We start from the raw sequence: 23,885 nt of genomic DNA, 5'->3' as shown, positions 1-23,885 counted from the left end.
TTGCCTACTCCTTCGGAAGGCGTGCTTCTCCCATGAACGGGAGCGGACAACTTGCGGACCTGTACTCACGTGCCAACGATCACTTGGTTTGGCTCGGCCCCGGCCGACCTCAGGATGACCCGGTGCTCACCTCTGATGGCATCCAAGGGTTGGATACTTGCGGGCCTGGGTGAACGGAACCGGGCCTGTGTCCGTTGTCCTGCATCCAAGTCACGCTCTTGGAGGGCATGGCCATGCCTCCCAGGTCAGAGCAGAACGGGATCCCAGCTGTTCCCTCGGCTCAGGGCGTCCTGGACGCCGTTACTGCTCCTATCGCGGTTCTCGACCAGTCTGGAACGATTGTCGCCACCAATCGGGCGTGGCAGGACTTCGGCCAAGCCAATCAAGCCCGTGACAGCTCGCATATTGGGGTCGGAACAAGAACTGCTTCCAAACACACGCCGGCATTATAAACCAAACACAGCAATTCTGGAGATGGGATCGCTTTCTCGGATCTTGGTTTGACGCATTTCGTGCCCAACCGCCTGAACCGAAGCACCGGCGGTGTGATGGAGCGGCAATAGCCGAAGGTGAGGCAAATCCGCCTTATGCCAGACCATCGCCGCAAGCAGATGCCATCAATGGTCCTTATCTTGGAGGTCCTTATCTTGGAACGCCCTAGCCATGTCCGACATGGTAGTGATGCTCGCCACCGCCGACCACGAGGTCAGAGCCTCGCACAAAGCCATAGTTCCCAAGGAAAAGCTGTCTTTGGTTTATAATGCCGGCGTATAATCAGGAACAGATCTTGCGCTGACCCCTCGTTGGCTGCTGCGAGTGGAAGTCAGCCATCAGGAGCTTCGATCGCGGGCAAAGATCGCGAAGGAGGAGACCAACGTCCAAGCAATGATGGTATAAACGCTCAGACGCTCCCAAATCCCGTCGGCAAACAGGATTGAGCGGGCGAGGCTGATATTCGCCATCAGCATGATGAAGCTGGCTCCTCCAAAAGCGCCCAAAGCAATGCTGATGATCCGGTACGATCTCAAGGTCGTGATTGGATCGCCACGAAGCCCCGCGACGAGTGCCATGGTGTTTCCACCAAGGATCGCCAGAAGGGCCCCGAGAGTGTGAACGCCAATCAGGCCCGCTGCCGCCGAGGTCGGGCTGCTCGGGACGAGGCCAACGAGCACAATGCCCACACTGTGGAGCAGGGCCAAAATCAATAACGGTGTGCGCCCGCGCGCGACCGACACGGGACGCAGGATCAAGAGGCTGCCAATCAGGAGCAACAAGCCACGAGCGATGAACCCAAAATTCATCACCGCATGCAATGGGGAGTTCAAGAAGCGCCCCATGAAATCGCCGACGTCAGGGACGCCGAGGTCGCTGATGTAATTGTGAGCATAGCTATAGCCAGGGAAGGCTGATGCAGTCATGGCTTCGCAAGCCAAGTAAAGGAGCGAGCTCACCAGCCACGCAGTCGCTCCCAGTCGCGCTGACGATCGATCCAGCTTGGGTGTGAACTTTCGATTGTCTTCAATCATCTTGCGAATCGTTCCATCCCTCGGTGTGACGCGATCGCTCCAACAAGAGCTTCAAGTCCGCAACGGACGCTGACGGGTCAGCCGCCACGGAGACGAAAAAATCGTGCCTGTAAATCGGCTCGGAAGCATTGACCTCTGTCAGAGTAAGCGCAACCTGTTGATGATACGAAGCAACCGTCAACAACTGAGGGGTCACAGTCGGTGCCGGTCGTGACCCTCCCGGTCACAGCAAAAACCGCAAGCTCCATCCGCTGATCCTCAATCATGAGCCTGGGAATCCAAGCGGGCCAGTTCTCGCGTCAGGCCAATCTCCCCGCGACGCATGACCCAGTGGTGATTGGCGGCAAAGAACGGGCGGAGCACAGGTGTCAGCCATTGCATCCACGGCTTGGTCACCTCAACACACCAGGTGTAGGTCATCGCGACAAAGGCGCCTCTCTGGCGCAACTCCCAAACCCCTTCGCCAGCGAGATCGCCGGACGCCCGCACCACCAGATGCTCCGGCCGGCGGACCTCGATCACCTCCAGCCGCCAGCGTATCGGATAAGGAATCCGGCTGCGGGTCAGGATGTCGAGCACGCGACCACATCCTTCCGCATCTCCAGGAAAGATCTCGCGTACCTCCCGATACGCCTCGGGCCACCAGCGGGCGATCTCAGGGTCGCCGAGGCAGCCGAACGCAGCCCCGATGTCGCCCGGCACCCGCCAGTGCGACACCAGTACGAAGGCTGATCCGGGAGGTTGGGCCATCAGCGCTGATCTCCACTCAAACGCATCGAAGGCAGTGCGGTCGCAGCATGCAAAGCCTGGTAGGCTCGCATCAGCCGGTCGGCAATCGTCTGCCAATCGTCTTCCCTGATCCGATCGGCGCGAGTATCCCGCAGATCCATGGCCTCGGCACGCAGCCGGGCATAGGCAGCCAGTGAGCCTGGGGCGATCTCGTAGACATAAGCCGTTGCAGCCGCGATCAGTGACGCATAGCCGGCGACCCCGACGTTCTCCCGCCGGGCCTGCCACCAGTCCAGCTCAAGTCGCGCGGCCTCAACGGGATCGAAGCGGGCGTGCGTCGCCTGCCGGATCACGGCAAAGTGGTCGATGAGGGCCGGCAGGGCCGCCATGGCTTCATCACGGGATTGCGATATCTGAAACCGCTGGGCGGCCCGCATCGCCGACAGGCCGGAGCGCAGACTATCCGCCAGTGAGAAGCCGTACTGCGTCCGATTGAACAGAACGAGCCTCATAGCGAGCGTCGCGTATCGATGATCGTAATAGGCGCGCCAGAGTTCCGCCTCTGCCGCCCCAACAGCGATCGGATCAAACCGGCGCAGATCCGGTTGGCCCTGTGGTCCCGCGCCAGTGATCAAGCCACCGAGGGCGAGGACCCCGGTGACGAGGACAATTCCTACTCGGTATGGCACCAGGCGCATGGCGGTTCTCCTCACAGGCCGCTGAACCAGTTGTAGCCATACGTCTCCCAGTAGCCGCCGGTGTAGTCGTTGCCGATCTCGATCTCGACGATGTGCTTGGGGTTCTTGAACCCGAGCTTGGTCGGCACCCGCAGCTTCAACGGGAAGCCGTACTTCCGCGGCAGCACGGCATCGTCGAACCAGAAGGTAAGCTGCGTCTGCGGATGTAGCGAGGTGGCCATATCGAGGCTGGTGGCATAGCCGTCGGCGCAGCGGAAGGTCACATAGCGCGCCCGCGTATCGGCGCCGATGCGGGTGAGAAACTCCGAGAACCGCACGCCGCCCCATTTGCCGATTGCGCTCCAGCCCTCGATACAGATATGGCGGGTGATCTGAGTGACACGGGGCAGGGCGTAAAGCTGCCGCAAGGACCAGGGTGCCGGCCTCTCCACCAGTCCCACCAGCTCGAGCGCATACGACTCAGGATCGACCTCCGGCGACTGGCCTTCCGGGTAAAATGCATTGAACGGGAAGGGACGGGTGATGGCGCTGCCCGGGTATTCGCGTGCGAGCTGGTGGGGGTCGAACAACCAGGCCTGAACCCGATCGTTGAAGTCGGACATGCGTCCGAGTGCGGCTTCGGCGGAAACGCCATCGACAACATCACAGCCCGCCAGCAGAGTGAGTGTGCCCAAGCCGGCGGCCTGCTTCAGGAACAACCGCCGGGTTGGCAGGTCGAGGCGGCGGGCGCTCTCCTGCACGATGGCGGTGGTATCGGGGTGAGGTTCTGATCGCCAGGGAAACGGCATGGCGGAGTCTCCATAGGTTAGCGGCCGCGGACCATGGACACGAGGCTGCGCGGGACGAGCAGCACCATGGTCACGTGAACGACAAGGAAGAGCACGATCGCGCCCATTGCCAGGAAATGGATGAGGCGGGCTGTGTCGAAGTCACCGAGGAGGGTTGTGAGTGCGCCGAACTGGACCGGTTTCCAGATCGCAAGGCCTGATAGCACGGCGAGGCCGATGGCCAGGATCACCCCGCTGTACAACAACCGCTGGACAGCGTTGTACGACGCCAGGTCCGCGTGGCTCAGATGCCCTGTAAGGGCAGCTCTGAGATCCTCCCAAACAGCCTGCGGGCTGATCGGCCAGAGCCTGCGATACAGCCGGCCCGAAACGAGTCCGTAGGCAAGATACACGAGTCCGTTGCCAGCCAGCACCCACATCGCGGCGAAGTGCCATTGCGTGGCGCCACCGAGCCATCCTCCCAGGGTGAGCGACGAGGGAATGCTGAAAGGTAGGATCGGATCGGCGTTGTGGATCTCCCAGCCGCTCATGATCATGATCACCATGGCGGTGGCATTGATCCAGTGCGTAGTGCGGATCAGAAGCGGATGAATGATCGGGCGTGAGGCGGGCATGATCGGATCTCCAGCCAAGAGGGGAGCGAGGCCGCGGGCGAGGCCGCCCGCGGCCTGTGGCGCTCAGCTCGGGAGCAGAACCGTATCGACAACGTGGATCACGCCGTTCGATTGCAGGACATTGGGGATCGTGATCACGGCCTGATCTCCCTTGCGATCGGTGACGACGAGCCGGTTGCGGCCGGACTGCTTGATCGTGAGCTGCTCGCCATTCGCTGTCGTCAGCATCGCCTGCCCCTCGCCGCGTGCCACCAGCGCCATCAGGTCCTGTGCAGTGTAGCGCCCGGGCACGACATGGTAGGTGAGGATCCCGGTCAGCATGGCTTTGTTTTCCGGCTTGACGAGTGTCTCGACGGTGCCCTTCGGCAGCTTGCTAAAAGCTTTGTTGGTCGGGGCGAACACCGTGAAGGGGCCAGTCCCCTGAAGCGTCTCGACGAGCCCCGCGGCCTTCACGGCGGCCACCAATGTGGTGTGGTCCTTCGAGTTGACGGCATTCTCAACAATGGTCCGTGACGGATACATCGGAGCGCCGCCGACCGTGACGGTCTTCTCCGAGGTCATCTTCGACTGCGCGAACGCGGGCATAGGCTGAGCGAGGCCGACACAAACAAGGGTAGCAAGAGCAATATGAATCTTCATGATAATCGTCTCCCAAGGGTGGTGAATGCGCCAGCCACAGCCGGGCGGCGCCCCTGGAAGCCGGACCCATCCGGCTTCTGGGATGGGTACCCGCGGGAATGCCCGGCGGATGCAGCTTCCCGGGAAGGAATGTTCACGAGGTCATGAGGGAAGAGGGCCAGCTACAACCGTTGGCCGTCATATCTGCTCCGCCGGATCAGACGCTCTCGTCTATAGCAAGGGGCCCTGTGAGCGCGATCACAGTCGACAATCCCATTGCGCGCTAGAAGGGAATAGACGTTCGCTAAAGCGAACTTGGCCCTTGAAAAGTGCGGAGCCGCCGGCAGCGTGGACTCAACCGCTCCGTGACGGCGCGAACAGGACTGCGCCATGCTGGTATTCGCTTATGGCTCGCTGATCTGGAACCCGGGTTTCGACTATGAGTCGACGATGCCCGCGCTGGCTCCCGGCTGGCGCCGTTCCTGGTGCATCCCTTCCACTGTCCATCGCGGTTCCGCTGACAGTCCCGGCGTCGTCCTCGGTCTTGTCCCCGGCCCCTGCTGCATCGGCATCGCGTATGAGGTCGCCGAGGCCCGGGAGGCCGCGGTCCGGCGCTACCTGGTGGAGCGCGAGACCGCGGAAGATGGCTACGTCGATTCCTTGATTGACGTTCTGACGCCACGGGGATGGGACAAGGCTCTCTGCTATGTCGCCGACCTGTCGAATCCCAGCGTCCGCGAGTTGTCCGAGGCGGGGCTCCTGTCCCGGCTCAGGACCGCGTGGGGCCGGGCAGGAACGAACGCCGATTACGCCAGGAACACCATCGCGGCCGTCATGACGCTCCCACGTCCCCTTGCCTGGCCCGAGCCGTGCCCCGGCATGGCTCTGCGGCTTGCGGGCATCCTGTGCGGAAACGCCGTTGCCGAGTGGGTCTGAAGAAGGTCTGAGCTGTTGCCTTCGCCCTTCGCTTTGAGACCGAAGCCGTGATGGATTGTCACGGCAGCAGCTAACGGGTTGTGCTGATCCACGGCAGGGGATGCCGCAGTGCAAATCCACTTTTGGGCCCGATGCTTTAGAGCGCCGATGTGGCCGTGCCCTTCATCAGGACCGGCCCGGTCGGCTGGCCTGTCGGCGATCCGCCGGATGGCTCGAGGCTGACGGCAAACAACTGATCCGCCGCAATCTGCGGCACCTGATCGAGGCGAAGGCGGATCGCCCGGGCTTGGTTCAAGACCCCGATCGAGACCGGCGGAGCCGTGGCTCCATGGGCGAACGACCAGAGCTCGAGCGAGCGGTCCGGCGGGATCGTGACGCCTTCCAGAGGAACGAGTTCGGCCTGCCCATCGGCAAACGCATTGAGAATGGCTGCCGGACGGCTGTCGTTGGTCAGAAGAACCGCCACATAGATCGGGGTTGGCGGGGCACGGGAGACACCCACCGCGAGGCCGACCGCTAGGAGCAGGGATGCGAAGGCGCCGGCCAGACCGGTGACGCGCCAGAAGGCGAGACTGCGCCACAGCTCGGTGAAGGTCGCGCGGGAGCGAATGAGCGGTGCAGGCAAAGATTGGGAGGCTGCCTGCGTCGGCCGATCGAGGTCCGCCTCGATGCGGTGCCAGAGCGCTTCACCGCTGGTGATGACGGGTGCTTGATCGTCGAATTCCAGGAAACGGTCACGCCACTGTGCCACGGCCTGTTGGAAAGCTCGGTCGTGCCGCAGCAGCTCTTCCGCCTCGGTGGCTTCAGCCCCTTCGAGGAGGCCCAGCACATGCTCGGCCGCAAGCCGGTCGCGTTCGTCGCGGGTCATTCCAAACAGTCCCTCAACACGAGAAGAGAACGCCGGATCCAGGACTTCGCCGTGCCGACCGGCACGCCGAGGCGCCTGGCCAGTTCCCGGTGGCTCAGCCCGTCCGTGTAGGCGAGCACGATGGCTTGGCGGCGGACCGGCTTGAGACGCTCGAGGCAGCGCCGCAGGGCGCTGGTCTCGGACAGGCGGATGACCTTTGCCTCCGCGTCTTCGTCCTCGCTTGGCAAGGCCACCGGTTCGCCATCTTCCGCAAACTCCGTTCGACCCTCGTCGCGGAGGATGTTCAACGCCCGGTGGCGGAGGATGGCATAGAGCCAGGCCCGGGCCTGACCCCGGGCCGGATCGAAACTGACGGCCCGGCGCCAGATCTGGACGAAGGCATCGTGCACCGCCTCCTCGGCCAGAGCCCGCCGGCGCAGCAGGCGAAGCGCCACGCCGAGCATGCGGGCGGACTCCGTATCGTAGATCTGGCGCAAGGCTCCCTGATCGCCCTGAGCGCACCGTCTGAGAGCTTCGTCGAGCTCAGACGCTGGTACGGTTTCCGGTCGTGGAGCCCGCACGTTTCTCCTCCCAAACACACCATTCCGTCTCACGTGACCCGCGGATTATACACCATACCCCGGTGGCGACCTGCCGGATGCACGGCTCGAGTACGGTCGCAGGGAGCGAACATCCAGCGGAGCCACTCAGAATTTGCCGCCGGGGGACTGCATCCGGGGCACAAGGCTCCGGGTACTGGCTGCGTACGGGCACTGAGCCATGCCGTCGATCTGTGATCCATTTCACAGTCCGGGTCACGGGACGAGCCTACAACCGGAACGATCAGGCCATATGACCGCCGAAAGCATGAGACCAGACCATGCGCTCCTTTGCACGTTCCCAAATCAGAACACCCCGCCGCCCGCTCGGCCACGCTGTCGTTCTCGGCGGCAGCATCGCCGGGCTCTTTGCCGCCCGTGTCCTCTCGGACCATTTCGCCCAGGTGACCGTCATCGAGCGGGACGGCGTGAACGAGGCTCCGGAGCCGCGGAAGGGGGCCCCGCAAGGCAATCACCTCCACGCTCTGCTGGCGCGGGGGAGAATGATTGCGGACGACCTGCTGCCGGGCCTCTCGGACGAGCTTGCAGCCCTGGGCGCCGTTCGCCTCAATGCGGGGCGCGACTTTGCCTGGTACTACGCGGGCGGTTGGCGGATGCGGCATGACAGCGATCTTGTCTTCCTGTCGATGAGCCGGCCGCTCCTGGAAGGACAGATCGACAAGCGGGTTCGTGCACTGCCGAATGTCACGATCATAAATGGCGTCCGCATCATCGGTCTGCGAGCGGGCGAGGACAGCCGCGTCACGGGAGTTCGCCTGGCCGAGCCGGGCCGCTCGGCACCGGTTCATGAGATCATGGCCGATCTCGTGGTCGACGCGACAGGGCGCGGCAGCGCCACACCACAATGGCTGAACGAACTGGGTTTTCCCGTGCCTGCAACCGAACTCGTCGGGGCGCGCGTGGCCTATGCCACCCGTACTTTTCCTCGCAACAACGGCAGACCCGATTGGGGTGCGTTAGTCATCACGGGCAAGCCATCCCCACGCAGCGGTCTCATCTTTCCAATCGAAGGCGACCGATGGCTCGTGACCCTACCGGGTTTCTCCAATGAGCCGATGCCCCAGGACGATCAGGCTTTCCTGACCTATGCGCGCTCGCTCGCCGTGCCGGATCTGTTCGAGACGATCCGTCAGTGCGAACCCCTGTCGCAGATCAAGCACTTCCGCTTCGCCGGCAGCCTGCGGCATCGCTATGAACGGCTCGAGCACTTTCCAGAAGGGCTGATCGTTCTTGGCGACGCCGTCTGCAGCTTCAATCCCGTCTATGGCCAGGGCATGACGGTGGCAGCCATTGAGGCTGAAGCTCTCGGCCGGATGCTCGCGGAGGCCGAGACCGAAGGTGGTCTGGAACCCACGTTTACCCGACGCTGGTTCCAGACGATCAAACCCATCGTCGATGCGGCCTGGAGGGGTGTGTTGCTCGAGGACTTCCGGCTTCCGGAGTTGGCGGACCAGCGACCGCTGCGCATGCGTCCGATGCAGTGGTATATGGATCGCGTTCAACGGGCCACGCACCGCAGCGCCTACGTGACGAGCCAGTTCTACCGGGTCATGAACTTCCTGGATCCACCGACCCGGCTGTTCAGGCCTCGGATGCTCTCCGAGGTCATGCTCGCAGCCTTCCGCATCTCGCCCGGCAACACGTCGTCGCGCAATACGCCGCCCCACCATGTGCTGCAGGCTGAACAATGAGGAGGTGACCATGCCCAGGATTGCATGCTGCTGCTGCGGAAATCTTAGCCGAAGTCTTCGGTGAACCGACCCTTGTGGCCGCGTGTCATTGCGAGCAGTGCCAGCGCCGCACTGGTTCGGCGTTCGGCATCAGCGCCTATTTTCCCGCCGACAAGGTTCGCGTCGAAGGTGCGAGCAAGATCTTTTGCCGTCCCGGCCAGGAAGGGCGGATGATCCGGGGCACTTCTGCCCCGAGTGCGGTACGACGCTCTATTGGGAAGCTGAGTTCATGCCAGGATATATCGGCGTCGCCGCCGGAGCGTTCGCCGATCCGACCTTTCCCGCGCCGACGATCTCGGCTTGGGAGCAAAGCAAGCACCCCTGGGTCAGCTTTGGTCACAAGGCCCTGCATCTGCAGGGTCAACGCCCACCGCTAGGCCTTAAGGTGCCGACCGAGCGATATGCGACCCGATCGCCAGGGCCGAACTGCTCTATGAAGTCCCCGCCTCCTTCGACAGGTCCGATCCAGGTCTGTCCCGTGCTCAATCCTTGAAGCTCCACTCCGGCCACCCTGTTCTGTGTGCGGCCGCGAAAGTCGAAGGGCCAATCCGGAAGTCCAGCCCGTTTCAGTCCCCCGTCGGCACCCTTCGGGTGATGGAAAGACGGGTCAGCAAAGCACACCGATATTGAACCAGATTCTGAAGCCGTTCCTTATGCGCTCTCGGTCATGGCGAAGACGGTGAACACAGCGCCGTAGTGGCATGCAGTCGCCAAAAGGACGAAAGTGTGCCAGATCGCGTTTTGAAATCGCAGTCGATCCCACACGTGAAAGATCACGCCAACGGTGTAGAGAATAGCGCCGGCGCCGAGCAGCCAGAGGGTTTCACTCGGCAGTGCGAGAATTTGATCCCACAGAATAAGTCCGCTCCAGCCGATCAGGAGGTAGAGACCGATCGACAGCCGATCGAAGCGGCCGGGCAGCACGATCTTGAGAATGATTCCGACTAAGGAAACTGCCCAGACGATGACCATGAGAAGTTGGGGCGTGATAGCGCCACCCATTCGGGTGAGGAATGGCGTGTAGGTCCCCGCGATCAGGACGAAAATTGCTGCATGATCGAAGCGGCGTAGCCACCACTTCACCGGCGAGATCGGCCACATGTTGTAGGCGGCCGAGATCATCAACACAGCCAGCATTGCGCCGCTGTAAATCAGAATGGGAACGAGGTCTGAAGGCGACGGGTCTGACGGGAGCGAGGTCACAAGCACCGAAACGGCAACAAACCCGAGAGCAATGCCAAGGCCATGGATAATCCCATCGGCCCAGAGTTCGGCGCGATCATACTCAAAACGTCCGGCAGTTGGTCTGTGCAAGCCTATTCCCCGACAGCAGTGTGTCTCCGCGTGTACCAGTCGATTGAGGAAAGACGCGGGCAGGATTGAGTGCAGGGGCATCCGGCGCCCGGACCCGACCCGCGGACACTCACTCGTGCTGGTCGGGGGGCGGGCCACTTGGCACTAAAAATTCGTACTACCGCCGAACTTTTGCCCTAGCGGCTCAGAGGTCGTTCGCCGCTTGAAGCCCACGGTAGACCTTCACGTCTGGATCCGGCAGCCGTTCGAGCCGCGCTGCATAGGCCTCATCGTCCTCACCGTCCTCCTGTGGGTACTTTCCGACCTTAAGCAGGAACTTCAGCGCCACCTCGTTTGAGCATCCATAGTGCTGTGCGAACTCGCTCACCAGGGACATCGTCTGCTCGTCGATACGCTGGAAGGTCTCAATCATGGCTCGACGCTCCTGCAGGTCCTTGGGTGCTGCAAGCAAGTATGCCGCTGGCGCGCTCTGTGAGAAGCCCACCTCCACCGAAGAGGTGTGCGAATTGGAGCTGTTTCAGGCCACGTTTTTCGCCCACTCATGGCACCTGGACTCATCCATACACAATGGATTGAGGCATCAAGTTTGAGCGAAACGCTCGAACAACTCGGAGAGCATAAGGATTCGCGGGGCAACGATACCTCCCGATCTTATTGCGCTATTGTCAATCGGCCTTGGTACTCCTCTCACGCAGGGACCTTCTCATTCGTTGCTCCAAAGATCCTCATGGTCCACAGCAGGGAAGGGAAAGAACAAATCTTGGTATAGGCGCGCTCAAAGGCTGAATTAAAATGAGGTTGAGTGTCAGTTGGCATCTGTTTCCGACGAATGGCTCATACTTCGACGAGCGCATCGCCGGGAACACCGCAACCCTGATCACCCTTCTTCGCACTCCCGTTGCTTGATGAGAGGGATTGAAGTTATGTTGCTTCGCTTGACCGCCTTGGCGCTGACAGCCCTCATTTTCATTCCGAGCGGCGCCCATTTGTTTGAGTTGCCCCACAAGATTGGGCTTGATCGCGATGCCTACTTTACCGTCCAACAGATCTATGCCGGGTGGGCCTTGTTCATCATCCCGATCATTGCGGCGATCCTCGCCAATGGGGCTCTCGCCCTGGCTGAGCGACGCCGCGGCTCGCGCTCCTGGCGGGCCGCGCTGGTCTCGATTGGGCTCATCCTGCTTAGCCTCGTTGTTTTCTTCATCTGGGTATTCCCGGCCAATCAAGCCACGGCGAACTGGACCCAGATGCCGGACAACTGGGAAAGCCTGCGGCGGCAATGGGAGTATGGCCATGCCATCTCCGCTCTCATCGTCTTTGTAGCCTTGCTCATGACCGGCTGGGCTATCATCCAAGGGCACCAGGGGCGAAATGGACGAGAGGCGGGCTAACGGTAGTCGTTGCGACACATTCTTTCGATGGGCTTGAGAGGTGAGGAGCCCGCATCAGAACACCCGCGCTCCTTCTAACAGGCTCGCACCCGCTGTGAGCGCTTACTCGTTCAGGATGAACATTCGAGCATCCCGTTAGATGCCGTAATGGGCCTGCCGCTCACGCAGTAGCGGAGCGGGGTGGCTGTCCCTCAGAGTGATGTGTGTTGGAACGGGGTCCGAGCGGATCGGCCCCAAGCATCATGAGGGACAGCCATGGACTACTATGCCGGAATCGACGTGTCTTTGGAACTGAGCAGCGTCTGCATCCTCGATGGCTCCGGACAGATTGTCCGCGAGGCGAAGGTCGCCAGCGAGCCGGAGGCGCTTGCGGCCTTTCTCGCCAGCCTGAGCCTACCGCTCACCCGCGTCGGCCTGGAGGCCGGGCCACTTTCGCAGTGGCTGCATGCCGGCCTTGTGCAGGCTGGGTTCGAAGTCGTGCTGCTGGAGACGCGGCATGTCAAGGCGGCGCTCTCGGCCATGATCGTCAAGACCGACCGGCGCGATGCGCGCGGCATCGCCCAACTGCTGCGCATGGGCTGGTTCCGCCCCGTCCACTGCAAGTCGCCGCCGGCGCAAGAAGTGCGGGCGCTGCTCATGGCCCGCAAGCAGCTGCAGGCCAAGATGCGTGATGTCGAGCTCAGCCTGCGTGGGCTGTTGCGCGGCTTCGGCCTGAAGGTCGGCGAGATCAGCAAGGGCCAGTTTGCCGCCCGGGTGCGCACCCTCACGGCCGGTCATGAAATGCTGGAGAAGATTGCCGAAGCCATGCTGCGCGCCCGGGACGCGCTGCAAATGGAGTTTGCCCGATTGCATCGGGCCATGCTGGCGATCGCCCGGAAGAACGAGGTCTGCCGGCGGCTGATGAGCGTGCCAGGCGTTGGCGCGCTGATCGCGGTCACCTTCACGTCCGCAGTCGATCATCCTGAGCGGTTCTCGCGCTCGCGGGCGGTGGGCGCGCATTTTGGCCTGACCCCGAAGAAGTATCAGTCGGGCGAGACGGATATCACGGGAGCCGTGAGCCGGGTGGGCGATCCGATGGTGCGCACGGCGCTCTATGAAGGAGCCCATATCCTGCTCACCCGCGCGGTGCGCTTCTCTGCGCTCAAGCGCTGGGCGCTGGAGGTGGCCAAGCGGCGCGGCATGCGGCGGGCCAAGGTGGCGCTGGCCCGGAAGCTTGCGGTCATTTTGCATCGCATCTGGATCGACGGCACCACCTTCCGCTGGAACCGGGAGGGCGTTGCCGCATAGGAGAAACAAGCGTTCGGAACGGGGCGGCGATCGTCCCGTTCTCCTGAGGTCCCGTCGCCGGGACGATGGAGGCGGTCAAGCCGTAAGTAGTGCCGTGAGCATCTCATCGAGGTGGAACACGCGCCTTAGATGGGCTGACCGCATCCTCTCTGATGGCATGGTGGGGCGGCCTCGCGTCGACCCCGAACAGAAGCAAGACTTCGGCGACAGGACAGTCACTCAGGGGCTTGACACCCAACGGCCCATTACAGAAGTACTACTGTGTCATAAATCTTCTGTGGCAGCATGGACATCGTGGGAGCTTTCGAGCAAGGGCGTAAATAAGCTCAGCCCGGATGGTGGCGATCGACTGAGCGACGTGGCGTTCCGGGCGGACTGGCGCTGCCACGAGGCTGGTCACCTTTGGATAATCGAGGCGCTGTGCGGTGGCGGGGCGGAATCGTTCTGAGGGGAAAAACCCGCCTTGTTGCATGGATGAGCGGGTTGGTAACCACAGTTAGGTAGCGTAGGGGCCAGTTCGGCTTCTGACCAAAGATTTCCACCGTGCCCTTCAAAGCCAATGCCGCTCGCCGTCACCGCATTCCGAAGCAGCGGTACCGGGTGATGAACTGGGCGGAGCACGATGCGGCCCTGCGCCAGCGGGGCAGGCTCACGGTCTGGTTCACCGAGCAAGCCATTGCCGCCTGGCGCGCTGAGCCCCGCAGGACACGCGGTGGTCAAGCCTACTATTCGGCTCTGGCGATCAGGACAGCCCTGACCCTGCGGGCGGTGTTCCGGCTGGCGCTGCGGCAGACCGAGGGGCTGATCGGCTCAATCGTGACGCTGCTTGGCCTTGATCTGGCGGTGCCGGATCATTCAACCCTAGGCCGCCGCGCCGAGACTCTGGAGATCCCGAAGCCATGTCCAAGCTCCGGAGGACCGCTTCACCGGCTGGTGGACAGCACCGGCCTGCGGCTATGTGGACCTGGCGAGTGGTTGGCCGAGAAGCACGGGGCCCGGAGACGCCGCGCCTGGCGAAAGCTGCACATTGGAGTTGATGCCGAGACCGGACAGATCCTCGCTTACAATGATCGCGGCGAAGCGGGCGGGCAGGTGCAGCATGGCGGCGTCTCTTGGCGGAAACGCTGCCAGATTATGGTCTTGCTTCGGAACAATGGAGAGCACTTCTTATGATCCAGGAGGTGCTCCATGCCCCACACACGCTTTACGAAAGAGTTTCGGGATGAGGCGGTGCGGCTTGCCCTGACCAGCGGCCGCAGCCGGCGCGAGGTCGCTCAAGATCTCGGCATTGGCCTGTCGACCCTGCGCCACTGGCTCGATCGCCGTCGCGAGCGTGAGATCGACCACCCGCCCGATGAGCGGCAGGAGGACATGGCGGCCGAACTCAAGCGACTGCGACGCGAGAACGAGATCCTGCGCCAGGAACGGGAGATCCTGAAGAAGGCGACGGCTTTTTTCGCCAAGGAGGGAAGTCGATGAGGTTCAAGTTCATCGATGCGGCGAAAGAAAACTTCCCCGTCACACGCCTGTGCCAGGTCCTCAATGTCAGCCCCAGCGGCTACTTCGCCTGGCGCTCTCGTCCGGCCAGTCCGCGCCAGAGGGAGGATCTAGTTCTGTTGGCCCACATCCGCTCGGCCTTCACCCTCTCGAATGGGACCTATGGCAGTCCACGCATGACCCGCGAGCTGCAGGATGAGCGACTGCAAGTCGGTCGCCGTCGGACCGCACGGCTGATGCGCGAGAATGGCCTCAAGGCCCGGCAGAAGCGGCGCTTCAAACGCACCACCGACAGCCACCACGCCTTCCCGGTCGCGCCCAACCTGCTCGAGCAGGACTTCTCGGCCGAGCGCCCGAACCAGAAATGGAACGCCGATATCTCGTACGTGTGGACGGGTGAAGGCTGGCTGTACCTGGCCGTGATCCTCGACCTCTTCGCCCGGCGTGTGGTCGGCTGGGCAGTGAGTGACCGGCTGCACAAGGAGCTGGCGCTCGAGGCGCTGCGCAAGGCGCTGGCGATCCGAAGACCCGGTGAGGGGCTGACCCACCACGCCGACCGCGGCAGTCAATATTGTTCAATCGCGTATCAGGCCGAGCTGAGGAAACACGGCATTCGGATCTCAATGTCCGGGACAGGGAACTGTTACGACAACTCGGTGGTCGAGACCTTCTTCAAGACCTTGAAGTCCGAGCTGGTCTGGCGCACCGTCTTCCAGACGAGAGCTGAGGCCAAGGCGGCGATTGGGCGTTACATTGATGGCTTCTACAATCCCGTTCGGCGTCATTCGACACTGGACTATGCCAGCCCGGTTCAGTTTGAAAGGCTGGCCGGATTGCTACAAAACCGCTCTCCACTGAACCGAAGCAAGACCATTACCGCATCGTTCGCTTCGCCGCCCTTCGCTGCCAAATAACCATCAGAAATGGCCAAACTCGAGCTAAGTGGTGCATCCGGCATGTTCAGGGGGGTATAATCGCGGCCTGCTGGCGGGAGGTGACCCATGACACCGATCTGCTTACGGGACTTGACTGCTGACGAGCATACAGCGGTCACGAAGTTGGCCCACGCGCGTACCGCTCCGGCTCAGATGGTGCAACGGGCTCAAATCATCTGGCGCGCCAGTCACGGAGAGAGCGCATCCGCCATTGCCTCTCGCCTGGGCCTGGATGGCGAGACGGTGCGTAAGCGCATCCACCGCTTCAATGCAGAAGGAGTGGAGGCCCTCAAGGACAAACATCGCTCCGGACGCCCGCCCACCTATCCGCCTGAGCAAACCGCCACCGTGATCGCCACGGCGCTGACCAAGCCAGAGACCCTCGGGCTGCCGTTTGCCGCCTGGACCCTGGATCGGCTGGCCGCCTATCTGCATGAGGCCAAGGGCATCGCGATGCAGGGCAGCCGGATTGACGAGATCCTGCTGCACGAAGGCTTGCGCTGGCGCAAACACGAGACCTGGTTCGGCGAGCGGGTTGATCCGGCCTTTGCCGAAAAAAGGGGCGGATCGAAACGCTCTACACGGCGCCTCCTGCGGGCAGTTGCGTAATCTGCCTGGACGAGATGGGACCGGTGAGCGCCAAGAGCTATGCGGGCCGAGCGCTGGTGCGGACAAAGACGCGACCGGCCGAACGCGCCAAGCAGGAGATCGACTATGGTCGGCGCGCCAAAGGCTACATCTTCGGGGCCTTCTGTCCTGCGACCGGCGAAGCGTTCACGCATCCCTATCCCGGACGCGGCGGAGCGCACTGGGTCGACTTCCTGGAGCACGTTGAGACTTGGGTCCCGAGGACAACCAAACGGGTGTATGCGATCATGGACAACCTGAGCTCCCATCGCACGACAGACGTGTTGCTGTTTGTGCTCGCGCATCCGCTGGGAGATGGTGTTCCAGCCCAAATACGCCGCTTATCTCAACCTGATCGAGCCGTGGTGGAAGATCCTACGCTCGCTGGCGTTAGCGGGCCGGCGGTTTGAGAGCTGGGACGATATCAGCGATGCGATCCACCGCTCCACGATCTACTGGAAGACGCACCGCCAGCCCTTCGTCTGGGGCAACCGCCGCCGCCATCGGCCCCACCGCTCACCCGGGATCGCCCTCCTGCCGAGGGCCGCATGACTTACCGGATGCACCACTAAGTAGACCGAGAAAATCATGGTGCAGTGGCATGAAATTGTACAAATAGTTCGCCACGATCAATCCGGTTTGAGTGTTCACACGGGCTCGACCCAAAGCGGGCCTTCCGCTGTGGTCTTCTGCCAACGTAGCGTTAAAGCTAATTTGGGATCAGTGCAGGCCCCTCGGTCTGACGCAGCGCCAGCCGGAACACCGCCCGCAGGGTCAATGCCGTCCTGATCGCCAGAGCCGAATAGTAGGCTTGACCACCTCGCGTCGTGCGAGGCTCGGCTCGTCAAGCGGCAATTGCCTCGTCAGAGAACTCGACGGTGAGACTTCCCCGCTGACGCAGGGTGGTGGCGTACTCGGCCCAATTCGTCACCTGGTGCCGCTGCTTCGGAATACGGTGACGGCGAGCGGCATTGGCTTTGAATGGCACGGCCGAGATCCGACATGAAGAGCGCAGTCCTCCTATGTCACCCGGCGCCAGTTGCCAACTCGTCCATCCGTGCAACAACGCGGAGCCATTCACTCACGCCTCTGGTCGTCGCGTGCTATCGTGTCTTTTGTAAAAGTGTCTTCCTCGGCCTTGCTGTGAGCTGAGGCGAGGGCCTCCGCCAAGCTCGCTTTGAAGCGGACCCGAGGCGGACGCACGCCATGGGTGAGCAGGACCCGCCGGATCGGCGGTCGGGCACCCGCAATATAGACCGCTGCCTGGTGACGCTGCGCTTTGCGCACGAACCCCTCGATCGTTGTCGCTGCCGTGCTGTCGAGCACCGGGACCGCCGAGAAATCGATGACATAGGCCTTCGGGTGTTCCGCGATGCGGTCGAGCGCGGCTGCAACCGTTGCCGCCGCGCCGAAGAAAAACGCGCCTGAGATGCGATACACCACCACGTCGGGGTCGGTCGCGAGCGCCGGATCATAGGGCTCACGGCCGTTGCCGCCCACAGTATCTGGCCGGTCCTCCTCCGGCAGGAGACGAGGCTGCTTGACCTCGACCGCCGCCGCCATCCGCTGCAGGAACACGAGCACGCCAAGGCCGAACCCCACGAGGATGCCTTCGGTGAGATCGCGGAAGACCACCAGCAGGAACGTGGCGAGCAGCACCACGGCATCCCCCTTCGAGGCTCGCAGCAGGGTCGCGAACTCGTGCTTCTCCGCCATGTTCCAGGCAACCGTCGTGAGAACCGCCGCCAAAGCCGACAACGGGATGAATGAGGCGAGCGGGGCGGCCACCAGCATGAACAGGAGCAGGAACACCGCGTGCAGCATCCCGGCCACCGGCCCACGGGCGCCAGAGCGGACATTGGTGGCGGTGCGGGCGATCGTGCCCGTGACGCAGATGCCGCCCAACAGGCCCGAGGCGATGTTCGCAAAGCCCTGCGCCACCAACTCACAGTTGGAGCGGTGGCGCCGGCCCGTCATGCTGTCGGCAACCACCGCCGACAGGAGGCTCTCGATCCCGCCCAGGAGCGCAAACGAGAGAGCGGCGGGCAGAAGCTCGGTTATTCTCGCGAGTGAGAGAGGTGGCAGGTGCGGAGCCGGCAGGGATTGCGGCAGGCCGCCGAAACGGGTGCCGATGGTCTCGACCGGCAGGCCCAGGATCCAGGTCACGAGGGCGGCGGCGGCCACCGCGATGATGAAGGCCGGCCAGTGCGGACGCAAGCGCCGAATGGCGACAATGATGCCAATGGTCAGAACGGCCACAGCCACGGCCGAGACAGTCAGGGTCGGCAGGGCGCCCCCAAGCGCCACGAGCTTGGGAATGAAGGGCCCGGGTTCCGCGTCGAGCCTGAGCCCCAGCAGCTCCTTGAGCTGGCTCGCGAAGATGATGACCGCGATGCCGGCCGTGAAGCCAACCGTCACCGGATAGGGAATGAACTTGATGAAGGTCCCGAGCCGCAGGACTCCGATCGCCAGCAGGATCAGACCGCTGAGCATGGTTGCAAGGAGGAGCCCCTCGACGCCGTACTGTTCGACGGTGGCTGCCACCAGCACGATGAACGCCCCCGCGGGCCCGCCGATCTGAAACCGGCTGCCGCCCAGGGCCGAGACGATGAAGCCGCCGACAATGGCGGCGTAGAGGCCCCGGTCGGGGGTTACACCCGAGGCGATGGCGATCGCCATCGAGAGCGGCAGGGCGACGATGGCGACCGTCAGACCCGCAGCGGCATCGGCGCGAAGGTCGGCCAGCCCATATCGCTCGCGCAGGACCGTGATCAGCTTTGGCGTGAACAGTTCCGCGAAGGTCGGTTCAACAGACCGTGCAGGCATACTGGCGCTTTCTTGAGCCACTGGAGCAACGGAGATCGTCGACCTGAGGCAACGGTCACCGTCGCGATCACTTGCATCAGGAGGAGGGCATCAGGAGGAGCCGCCCACGGCCTTGGCGTGCTTGAACCGCACGCCGCGCCCGCCTTCGCGGCTCACGACATTCTCGCCAATGAGTTCGATTCCGGCCCGATCGAACGCCTCGACGACTTTCGTGAGGGTCTCAACCACTCCTCGCACATTGCCTGTGCTCGCTTCCATGCGTTGGATGGTCGGCAGCGAGACCCCTGCCATCTCGGCGAGCTGGCGTTGATCAATGCCGAGGAGGGCCCGGGCAGCCCGGATTTGTGCGGCAGTGATCAATGGATGACACTCCTTCCATGCATCACATCTCGGCTATGATCGCTGAATCTTGATGTCATGGCAATCAATCCGGATGGGTGATGGGTAAGTGTCTGCAGCGTTGCAGTTTAACTGCATGACCAGGCTGACCCTCAAGCTCTCCGGATTGGGAGACTCTCCAGGATCCCGGCGGGTCCTCCCCTCTATGTCACCTGGAGAGGAGAGAGTCTGGACCATTGACCTCGGGAGGAGCGTTGAGCCGGTGGCTAACCGGGCCATTTGCCAAACCGGTGCTCTCTGCGCCTGTCCATCACCATCGCTTTGCGAGAGAACGTATGGGAGCGGCTTGGCGGACGTCGTGTTCCCGCCCCGACCATCATACTTTTTTATAGGCCACTGGAGCCGCAGGACTTGATCTCGCTCAATTTGGCCCAGTGTTGAACCTGTACGATCAAACGATGGCCCCCAGCGACAAGAACGACATAACGGGGCTGAGGAGAGGGGCGGCGAGGAAAGTCAAGCTCATGAATTCCGCAGCACTTGATGCGACACTACCCATCTACGACGTGCCGGGGGAGTGGAGGCATCGGGCCTATCTGGACGATGCGGGCTATCTCGCGAAGTACGAAGCTTCCATCACGAACCCGGAGGCCTTCTGGGCCGAGGAAGCCAAGCGCATCCACTGGTTCAAGGCCCCGACCCGGATCAAGAACACCCATTTTGGGCCCGGCAACGTCGCGATCCGCTGGTTCGAGGATGGCGTCACCAACGTGGCCTATAACTGCATCGACCGGCATCTCCACACCCGCGGTGACCAGGTCGCCATCATCTGGGAAGGCGACGATCCGGCCGAATCGAAGACAATCACCTATCGCGAGCTTCACGACGAAGTCTGCCGCATGGCCAACATCATGCGCAACCGCGGCGTCGAAAAGGGCGACCGGGTCACGATCTACATGCCGATGATCCCGGAAGCCGCCTATGCCATGCTCGCCTGCGCGCGGCTCGGGGCCATCCACTCGGTGGTGTTCGGCGGCTTCTCGCCGGATTCGCTCGCCAGCCGCATCCAGGACGCCAAATCCGCCTTCGTCATCACAGCGGACGAGGGCCTGCGCGGCGGCCGCAAGGTGCCGCTGAAGGTGAACGTGGATGCCGCCATCGAGCGTGTCGGTCCTGGTGTCGTCGATCACGTGCTGGTGGTGCGCCGCACCGGTTCTCCCGTCAACATGGTGCCGGGCCGTGACGTCTATTACCACGAGGCGGCCGAACTCGTCTCCGAGGAGTGCCCCTGCGAGGAGATGAACGCGGAGGATCCGCTCTTCATCCTCTACACCTCAGGGAGCACCGGAACGCCCAAGGGCGTGCTGCACACCACCGGCGGCTATCTCGTCTATGCGGCGATGACGCATCAATACGTGTTCGACTACCACGACGGCGATGTCTACTGGTGCACCGCCGACGTGGGCTGGGTGACGGGCCATTCCTACATCCTCTACGGACCGCTGGCGAACGGCGCCACGACCCTGATGTTCGAGGGCGTGCCGACCTATCCGACGATCTCCCGCTTCTGGGAGGTGATCGACAAGCACCAGGTCAACATCTTCTACACTGCCCCGACGGCGATCCGCTCGCTGATGCAGGCGGGCGAGGAACCGGTGAAGAAGACCTCGCGCAAGTCCCTGCGCCTGCTCGGCTCCGTCGGCGAGCCGATCAATCCGGAAGCCTGGGAATGGTACCACCGCGTGGTCGGCGACGACCGTTGCCCGATCGTCGACACCTGGTGGCAGACGGAGACCGGCGGCATCCTGATCACGCCGCTGCCCGGCGCCACGAAGCTCAAGCCGGGCTCGGCCACGCGGCCGTTCTTCGGCGTGAAGCCGCAGATCGTCGATGCGGACGGCAAGGTGCAAGAAGGCGCCGCCGAGGGCAACCTGGTGATCGCCGATTCCTGGCCGGGCCAGATGCGCACGGTCTATGGCGACCACGAGCGCTTCGTGCAGACCTATTTCTCCACCTATCCCGGCAAGTACTTCACCGGCGACGGCTGCCGGCGCGATGCGGACGGCTATTACTGGATCACCGGCCGCGTCGACGACGTGATCAACGTCTCCGGCCATCGCATGGGCACGGCGGAGGTGGAATCGGCCCTCGTCGCCCATCCGAAGGTGTCGGAGGCGGCGGTGGTCGGCTATCCGCACGACATCAAGGGCCAGGGCATCTACGCCTATGTCACCCTGATGACCGGTGAGCAGCCCTCGGAGGATCTGCGCAAGGAACTGGTCGCCTGGGTGCGCAAGGAGATCGGCCCCATCGCCTCGCCGGACCTGATTCAGTTCGCGCCGAGCCTGCCCAAGACCCGCTCCGGCAAGATCATGCGCCGCATCCTGCGCAAGATCGCCGAGGACGAGTTCGGCTCGCTCGGCGACACCTCGACGCTGGCCGACCCCGCCGTCGTCGACGACCTGATCACCAACCGGCAGAACAAGACCCATTGAACGCTTTTGGAGGGCTCTCGCCATGGCCTCGCAAGACTACAACCAGGTCCTTCGTAGCCCACGGTTTCAGGAACTTGTCCGCCAACGGACGAGGTTTGCCTGGACCCTCTCCATCGTGATGCTCATCATCTACTTCGGCTTTATCCTCCTCGTGGCCTTCGCCAAGCCTCTCCTCGCCACCAAGGTCGGCGGCGGCGTCACCTCGTTGGGGATCATCCTCGGACTGGGCGTCATCCTCTCCGCATTCGTCCTGACCGGCATCTACGTCCAGCGCGCGAACAGCCGCTTCGACGAGTTGACCCGTCACCTCACGAGGGAGATCATGTGATGCCCCGGCCGCTCATTCTTGCAATCGCAACCCTTGTCGCACTCGACATCAGTTTCTCTGGCGTGTTGGCCGCAGGACCGGATCTCGGCGCCGTGCAGAGACAGCCCCTGAACTGGACGGCCATCATCATGTTCCTGGTCTTCGTGCTCGGCACGCTCGGGATCACCTATCGGGCCGCGGCGCAGACCAAGTCGGCTGCCGATTTCTATGCCGCGGGAGGTGGCATCACCGGATTCCAGAACGGCTTGGCCATTGCTGGCGACTACATGTCGGCGGCGTCCTTCCTGGGCATCTCCGGCCTTGTCTTCGCCAGTGGCTTCGACGGCCTGATTTACTCCATCGGCTTCCTGGTCGGATGGCCGATCGTCCTCTTCCTGATCGCGGAGCGCCTGCGGAACCTTGGCAAGTTCACCTTCTCGGATGTGGCGTCATTCCGCCTCGACCAGACGCAGATCCGCATTCTTTCCGCGGTCGGGACACTTGTCGTCGTCGCCTTCTATCTCATCGCGCAGATGGTCGGCGCCGGCAAGCTCATTGAGCTGCTCTTCGGCCTGAACTATCTGTACGCGGTCATCATCGTCGGCGTGCTGATGATCGTCTATGTGGCGTTCGGCGGCATGAAGGCCACGACCTGGGTGCAGATCATCAAGGCGTGCCTCCTCTTGGCCGGCGCCACCCTGATGTCCCTGATCGTCCTGTGGCGGTTCGGCTTCAGCCCGGAAGCCATGTTCGCCGAGGCCGTGAAGACCCACCCGAAGGGTGACGCCATCATGGCGCCTGGCGCCCTCGTGGCCGATCCGATCTCGGCCATTTCGCTCGGCCTCGCGCTGATGTTCGGGACTGCCGGACTGCCCCACATCCTGATGCGGTTCTTCACGGTGTCGGATGCCCAGGCGGCCCGCAAGTCGGTCTTCTACGCCACCGGCTTCATCGCCTATTTCTATATCCTGACCTTCATCATCGGGTTCGGCGCGATCACGTTCCTGATGAACGACCCGAGCTTCTTCAAGCTCGGCGCGGGCGGAGCCTACGACAAGGTCAAGGACATCATCGGCGGGACCAACATGGCCGCGGTCCATCTCGCGACCGCGACGGGGGGCTCGCTCTTTCTCGGCTTCATCTCGGCGGTGGCGTTTGCGACGATCCTAGCTGTGGTGGCTGGCCTCACGCTTGCGGGCGCGTCGGCGGTGAGCCACGACCTCTATGCGGAAGTGATCGCACGCGGCAAGGCATCCGAGCAGAAGGAGGTCAACATCTCGAAGATCGCGGCCATCGTCATCGGCATCGTGGCGATCTTCCTGGGTTACATCTTCGAGAACCAGAACGTGGCCTTCATGGTCGGCCTGGCCTTCGCGGTCGCGGCGAGCTGCAACTTCCCGGTTCTCCTGATGTCGGTCCTCTGGAAGGGAACAACGACCCGCGGAGCGCTGATCGGCGGTCTGCTTGGATTGGTCAGCGCGGTCGCCATGGTGGTCCTGAGCAAGGCCGTCTGGGTGCAGACGTTCGGCTTCGCGCGCGAACTCTTCCCCTATGACAACCCGGCCATCTTTTCCATGCCGATCGCCTTCCTCGGGATCTGGGCGTTCTCCAGGCTCGATGCCAGCAACCGCGCCAAGGTCGAGGTCGCTGCGTTCGATGCCCAGTACATCCGATCGGAAACGGGGATCGGAGCCGCGGCGGCTCACGTTCATTGAGTGACGTGACAAGTGTCGCCTCCCGGCAAGCCGGAAGGCGACGGCT

At 62.9% G+C, this 23,885-nt stretch carries 25 protein-coding genes and 2 pseudogenes; 14 read left to right on the top strand and 13 right to left on the bottom strand.

What is annotated here, in order from left to right:
* Positions 1–830: 830 nt before the first annotated feature.
* From JO965_RS44210 to JO965_RS44185, 6 genes are all read right to left on the bottom strand, one after another.
* Entirely contained in the window at positions 831–1,526 is a 696-nt protein-coding gene (locus tag JO965_RS44210) for a DUF998 domain-containing protein (protein WP_256451956.1), read from the bottom strand.
* 258 nt (positions 1,527–1,784) lie between these two features.
* The gene (locus JO965_RS44205; RefSeq protein ID WP_203447486.1) at positions 1,785–2,276 is read right to left on the bottom strand and encodes a hypothetical protein; all 492 of its coding nucleotides are present in this window, start codon (positions 2,274–2,276) and stop codon (positions 1,785–1,787) included.
* On the bottom strand, positions 2,276–2,953 hold the full coding sequence (locus JO965_RS44200) for a hypothetical protein (protein WP_203447485.1): 678 nt from the start codon (positions 2,951–2,953) through the stop codon (positions 2,276–2,278). Before JO965_RS44200 ends, JO965_RS44205 begins: the two co-directional genes overlap by 1 nt.
* A gap of 11 nt (positions 2,954–2,964) precedes the next feature.
* Positions 2,965–3,741 (bottom strand): molybdopterin-dependent oxidoreductase, encoded by a 777-nt coding sequence (locus JO965_RS44195; protein ID WP_203447484.1) that lies wholly within the window; start codon positions 3,739–3,741, stop codon positions 2,965–2,967.
* 17 nt (positions 3,742–3,758) lie between these two features.
* The gene (locus tag JO965_RS44190) at positions 3,759–4,355 is read right to left on the bottom strand and encodes a cytochrome b/b6 domain-containing protein (protein WP_203447483.1); all 597 of its coding nucleotides are present in this window, start codon (positions 4,353–4,355) and stop codon (positions 3,759–3,761) included.
* 63 nt (positions 4,356–4,418) lie between these two features.
* The gene (locus JO965_RS44185; protein ID WP_246777334.1) at positions 4,419–4,940 is read right to left on the bottom strand and encodes a fasciclin domain-containing protein; all 522 of its coding nucleotides are present in this window, start codon (positions 4,938–4,940) and stop codon (positions 4,419–4,421) included.
* Positions 4,941–5,363: 423 nt separating this feature from the next.
* Here JO965_RS44185 and JO965_RS44180 point away from each other — a divergent pair, with 423 nt between their 5' ends.
* The gene (locus JO965_RS44180) at positions 5,364–5,909 is read left to right on the top strand and encodes a gamma-glutamylcyclotransferase (protein ID WP_203447481.1); all 546 of its coding nucleotides are present in this window, start codon (positions 5,364–5,366) and stop codon (positions 5,907–5,909) included.
* A 136-nt stretch (positions 5,910–6,045) separates the two neighbouring features.
* Here JO965_RS44180 and JO965_RS44175 read toward each other — a convergent pair whose 3' ends face one another.
* Together JO965_RS44175 and JO965_RS44170 are read right to left on the bottom strand one after the other, a co-directional pair.
* Complete coding sequence (locus tag JO965_RS44175) at positions 6,046–6,777, bottom strand: anti-sigma factor domain-containing protein (RefSeq protein WP_203447480.1); 732 nt, start codon at positions 6,775–6,777, stop codon at positions 6,046–6,048.
* The gene (locus JO965_RS44170) at positions 6,774–7,337 is read right to left on the bottom strand and encodes a sigma-70 family RNA polymerase sigma factor (RefSeq protein ID WP_246777276.1); all 564 of its coding nucleotides are present in this window, start codon (positions 7,335–7,337) and stop codon (positions 6,774–6,776) included. The genes JO965_RS44175 and JO965_RS44170 overlap by 4 nt, the downstream gene beginning before the upstream one ends.
* Positions 7,338–7,636: 299 nt before the next feature.
* Between JO965_RS44170 and JO965_RS44165 the strand changes: the two genes are divergently transcribed.
* From JO965_RS44165 to JO965_RS49930, 3 genes and pseudogenes are all read left to right on the top strand, one after another.
* On the top strand, positions 7,637–9,067 hold the full coding sequence (locus JO965_RS44165) for an NAD(P)/FAD-dependent oxidoreductase (protein ID WP_203447479.1): 1,431 nt from the start codon (positions 7,637–7,639) through the stop codon (positions 9,065–9,067).
* A gap of 74 nt (positions 9,068–9,141) precedes the next feature.
* Positions 9,142–9,222 (top strand): annotated as a pseudogene (locus JO965_RS49935) (GFA family protein); the annotation flags it as partial.
* Between the two features lie 113 nt (positions 9,223–9,335).
* Positions 9,336–9,599, top strand: a complete 264-nt coding sequence (locus JO965_RS49930; RefSeq protein ID WP_371827032.1) for a hypothetical protein — start codon at positions 9,336–9,338, stop codon at positions 9,597–9,599.
* A gap of 158 nt (positions 9,600–9,757) precedes the next feature.
* On the opposite strand, the gene JO965_RS44155 is transcribed toward JO965_RS49930, so the two are convergent.
* Both JO965_RS44155 and JO965_RS44150 read right to left on the bottom strand, forming a co-directional pair.
* Positions 9,758–10,420, bottom strand: coding sequence for a hemolysin III family protein (locus JO965_RS44155; RefSeq protein ID WP_246777327.1), 663 nt, complete (start codon positions 10,418–10,420; stop codon positions 9,758–9,760).
* A 184-nt stretch (positions 10,421–10,604) separates the two neighbouring features.
* Positions 10,605–10,832, bottom strand: coding sequence for a hypothetical protein (locus JO965_RS44150; RefSeq protein WP_203447890.1), 228 nt, complete (start codon positions 10,830–10,832; stop codon positions 10,605–10,607).
* 511 nt (positions 10,833–11,343) lie between these two features.
* On the opposite strand from JO965_RS44150, the gene JO965_RS44145 reads away from it, so the two are divergent.
* The 7 genes from JO965_RS44145 to JO965_RS48770 all read left to right on the top strand — a co-directional run bounded on the left by JO965_RS44145 (position 11,344) and on the right by JO965_RS48770 (position 16,709).
* The gene (locus JO965_RS44145) at positions 11,344–11,811 is read left to right on the top strand and encodes a DUF1772 domain-containing protein (RefSeq protein ID WP_203447889.1); all 468 of its coding nucleotides are present in this window, start codon (positions 11,344–11,346) and stop codon (positions 11,809–11,811) included.
* Positions 11,812–12,066: 255 nt separating this feature from the next.
* The gene (locus tag JO965_RS44140) at positions 12,067–13,098 is read left to right on the top strand and encodes an IS110 family transposase (protein WP_203439776.1); all 1,032 of its coding nucleotides are present in this window, start codon (positions 12,067–12,069) and stop codon (positions 13,096–13,098) included.
* A 543-nt stretch (positions 13,099–13,641) separates the two neighbouring features.
* On the top strand, positions 13,642–14,271 hold the full coding sequence (locus JO965_RS44135; protein ID WP_246777326.1) for an IS5 family transposase: 630 nt from the start codon (positions 13,642–13,644) through the stop codon (positions 14,269–14,271).
* Positions 14,272–14,286: 15 nt separating this feature from the next.
* Positions 14,287–15,509 (top strand): IS3 family transposase gene (locus JO965_RS44130; protein ID WP_371827045.1). Its coding sequence is split into 2 segments (ribosomal slippage): positions 14,287–14,556 and positions 14,559–15,509, totalling 1,221 coding nucleotides; the frame shifts between segments, so codons are not numbered across the junction.
* A gap of 87 nt (positions 15,510–15,596) precedes the next feature.
* Complete coding sequence (locus tag JO965_RS44125) at positions 15,597–16,139, top strand: helix-turn-helix domain-containing protein (protein ID WP_203447887.1); 543 nt, start codon at positions 15,597–15,599, stop codon at positions 16,137–16,139.
* Between the two features lie 14 nt (positions 16,140–16,153).
* The gene (locus tag JO965_RS44120; protein ID WP_246777325.1) at positions 16,154–16,567 is read left to right on the top strand and encodes a hypothetical protein; all 414 of its coding nucleotides are present in this window, start codon (positions 16,154–16,156) and stop codon (positions 16,565–16,567) included.
* A complete protein-coding gene (locus JO965_RS48770) occupies positions 16,449–16,709 on the top strand; it encodes a hypothetical protein (RefSeq protein ID WP_246777338.1) in 261 nt (86 codons plus the stop codon). The genes JO965_RS44120 and JO965_RS48770 overlap by 119 nt, the downstream gene beginning before the upstream one ends.
* A 178-nt stretch (positions 16,710–16,887) precedes the next feature.
* Here JO965_RS48770 and JO965_RS44115 read toward each other — a convergent pair.
* The 3 genes and pseudogenes from JO965_RS44115 to JO965_RS44105 form a co-directional block, all read right to left on the bottom strand.
* Positions 16,888–17,145: pseudogene (locus JO965_RS44115) on the bottom strand (transposase); the annotation flags it as partial.
* Between the two features lie 89 nt (positions 17,146–17,234).
* The gene (locus JO965_RS44110) at positions 17,235–18,983 is read right to left on the bottom strand and encodes a SulP family inorganic anion transporter (RefSeq protein ID WP_203447886.1); all 1,749 of its coding nucleotides are present in this window, start codon (positions 18,981–18,983) and stop codon (positions 17,235–17,237) included.
* 90 nt (positions 18,984–19,073) lie between these two features.
* Positions 19,074–19,343, bottom strand: a complete 270-nt coding sequence (locus tag JO965_RS44105; protein ID WP_203447885.1) for a helix-turn-helix domain-containing protein — start codon at positions 19,341–19,343, stop codon at positions 19,074–19,076.
* A gap of 503 nt (positions 19,344–19,846) precedes the next feature.
* Here JO965_RS44105 and acs point away from each other — a divergent pair.
* Genes acs through JO965_RS44090 form a run of 3 tightly spaced genes read left to right on the top strand, consistent with a single transcriptional unit; the run spans position 19,847 to position 23,839 of the window.
* Entirely contained in the window at positions 19,847–21,817 is a 1,971-nt protein-coding gene (gene acs / locus JO965_RS44100) for an acetate--CoA ligase (RefSeq protein WP_203447884.1), read from the top strand.
* A 22-nt stretch (positions 21,818–21,839) separates the two neighbouring features.
* Complete coding sequence (locus tag JO965_RS44095) at positions 21,840–22,145, top strand: DUF485 domain-containing protein (protein WP_203447883.1); 306 nt, start codon at positions 21,840–21,842, stop codon at positions 22,143–22,145.
* Entirely contained in the window at positions 22,145–23,839 is a 1,695-nt protein-coding gene (locus tag JO965_RS44090) for a cation acetate symporter (protein WP_203447882.1), read from the top strand. The genes JO965_RS44095 and JO965_RS44090 overlap by 1 nt, the downstream gene beginning before the upstream one ends.
* Positions 23,840–23,885: the final 46 nt, after the last annotated feature.

The organism is Microvirga sp. VF16 (assembly GCF_016864375.1).
Classification (GTDB): Bacteria; Pseudomonadota; Alphaproteobacteria; order Rhizobiales; family Beijerinckiaceae; genus Microvirga.
This window is presented reverse-complemented; position numbering and strand designations above follow the sequence as displayed.

What these genes read in the sequence shown, in the direction of transcription:
- JO965_RS44210 (WP_256451956.1), bottom strand. Translation starts at nt 1,526, where the DNA reads ATGATTGAAGACAATCGAAAGTTCACACCCAAGCTGGATCGATCGTCA.
- JO965_RS44205 (WP_203447486.1), bottom strand. Translation starts at nt 2,276, where the DNA reads ATGGCCCAACCTCCCGGATCAGCCTTCGTACTGGTGTCGCACTGGCGG.
- JO965_RS44200 (WP_203447485.1), bottom strand. Translation starts at nt 2,953, where the DNA reads ATGCGCCTGGTGCCATACCGAGTAGGAATTGTCCTCGTCACCGGGGTC.
- JO965_RS44195 (WP_203447484.1), bottom strand. Translation starts at nt 3,741, where the DNA reads ATGCCGTTTCCCTGGCGATCAGAACCTCACCCCGATACCACCGCCATC.
- JO965_RS44190 (WP_203447483.1), bottom strand. Translation starts at nt 4,355, where the DNA reads ATGCCCGCCTCACGCCCGATCATTCATCCGCTTCTGATCCGCACTACG.
- JO965_RS44185 (WP_246777334.1), bottom strand. Translation starts at nt 4,940, where the DNA reads ATGCCCGCGTTCGCGCAGTCGAAGATGACCTCGGAGAAGACCGTCACG.
- JO965_RS44180 (WP_203447481.1), top strand. Translation starts at nt 5,364, where the DNA reads ATGCTGGTATTCGCTTATGGCTCGCTGATCTGGAACCCGGGTTTCGAC.
- JO965_RS44175 (WP_203447480.1), bottom strand. Translation starts at nt 6,777, where the DNA reads ATGACCCGCGACGAACGCGACCGGCTTGCGGCCGAGCATGTGCTGGGC.
- JO965_RS44165 (WP_203447479.1), top strand. Translation starts at nt 7,637, where the DNA reads ATGCGCTCCTTTGCACGTTCCCAAATCAGAACACCCCGCCGCCCGCTC.
- JO965_RS49930 (WP_371827032.1), top strand. Translation starts at nt 9,336, where the DNA reads ATGCCAGGATATATCGGCGTCGCCGCCGGAGCGTTCGCCGATCCGACC.
- JO965_RS44150 (WP_203447890.1), bottom strand. Translation starts at nt 10,832, where the DNA reads ATGATTGAGACCTTCCAGCGTATCGACGAGCAGACGATGTCCCTGGTG.
- JO965_RS44145 (WP_203447889.1), top strand. Translation starts at nt 11,344, where the DNA reads ATGTTGCTTCGCTTGACCGCCTTGGCGCTGACAGCCCTCATTTTCATT.
- JO965_RS44140 (WP_203439776.1), top strand. Translation starts at nt 12,067, where the DNA reads ATGGACTACTATGCCGGAATCGACGTGTCTTTGGAACTGAGCAGCGTC.
- JO965_RS44125 (WP_203447887.1), top strand. Translation starts at nt 15,597, where the DNA reads ATGACACCGATCTGCTTACGGGACTTGACTGCTGACGAGCATACAGCG.
- JO965_RS44120 (WP_246777325.1), top strand. Translation starts at nt 16,154, where the DNA reads ATGGGACCGGTGAGCGCCAAGAGCTATGCGGGCCGAGCGCTGGTGCGG.
- JO965_RS44110 (WP_203447886.1), bottom strand. Translation starts at nt 18,983, where the DNA reads ATGCCTGCACGGTCTGTTGAACCGACCTTCGCGGAACTGTTCACGCCA.
- acs (WP_203447884.1), top strand. Translation starts at nt 19,847, where the DNA reads ATGAATTCCGCAGCACTTGATGCGACACTACCCATCTACGACGTGCCG.
- JO965_RS44095 (WP_203447883.1), top strand. Translation starts at nt 21,840, where the DNA reads ATGGCCTCGCAAGACTACAACCAGGTCCTTCGTAGCCCACGGTTTCAG.
- JO965_RS44090 (WP_203447882.1), top strand. Translation starts at nt 22,145, where the DNA reads ATGCCCCGGCCGCTCATTCTTGCAATCGCAACCCTTGTCGCACTCGAC.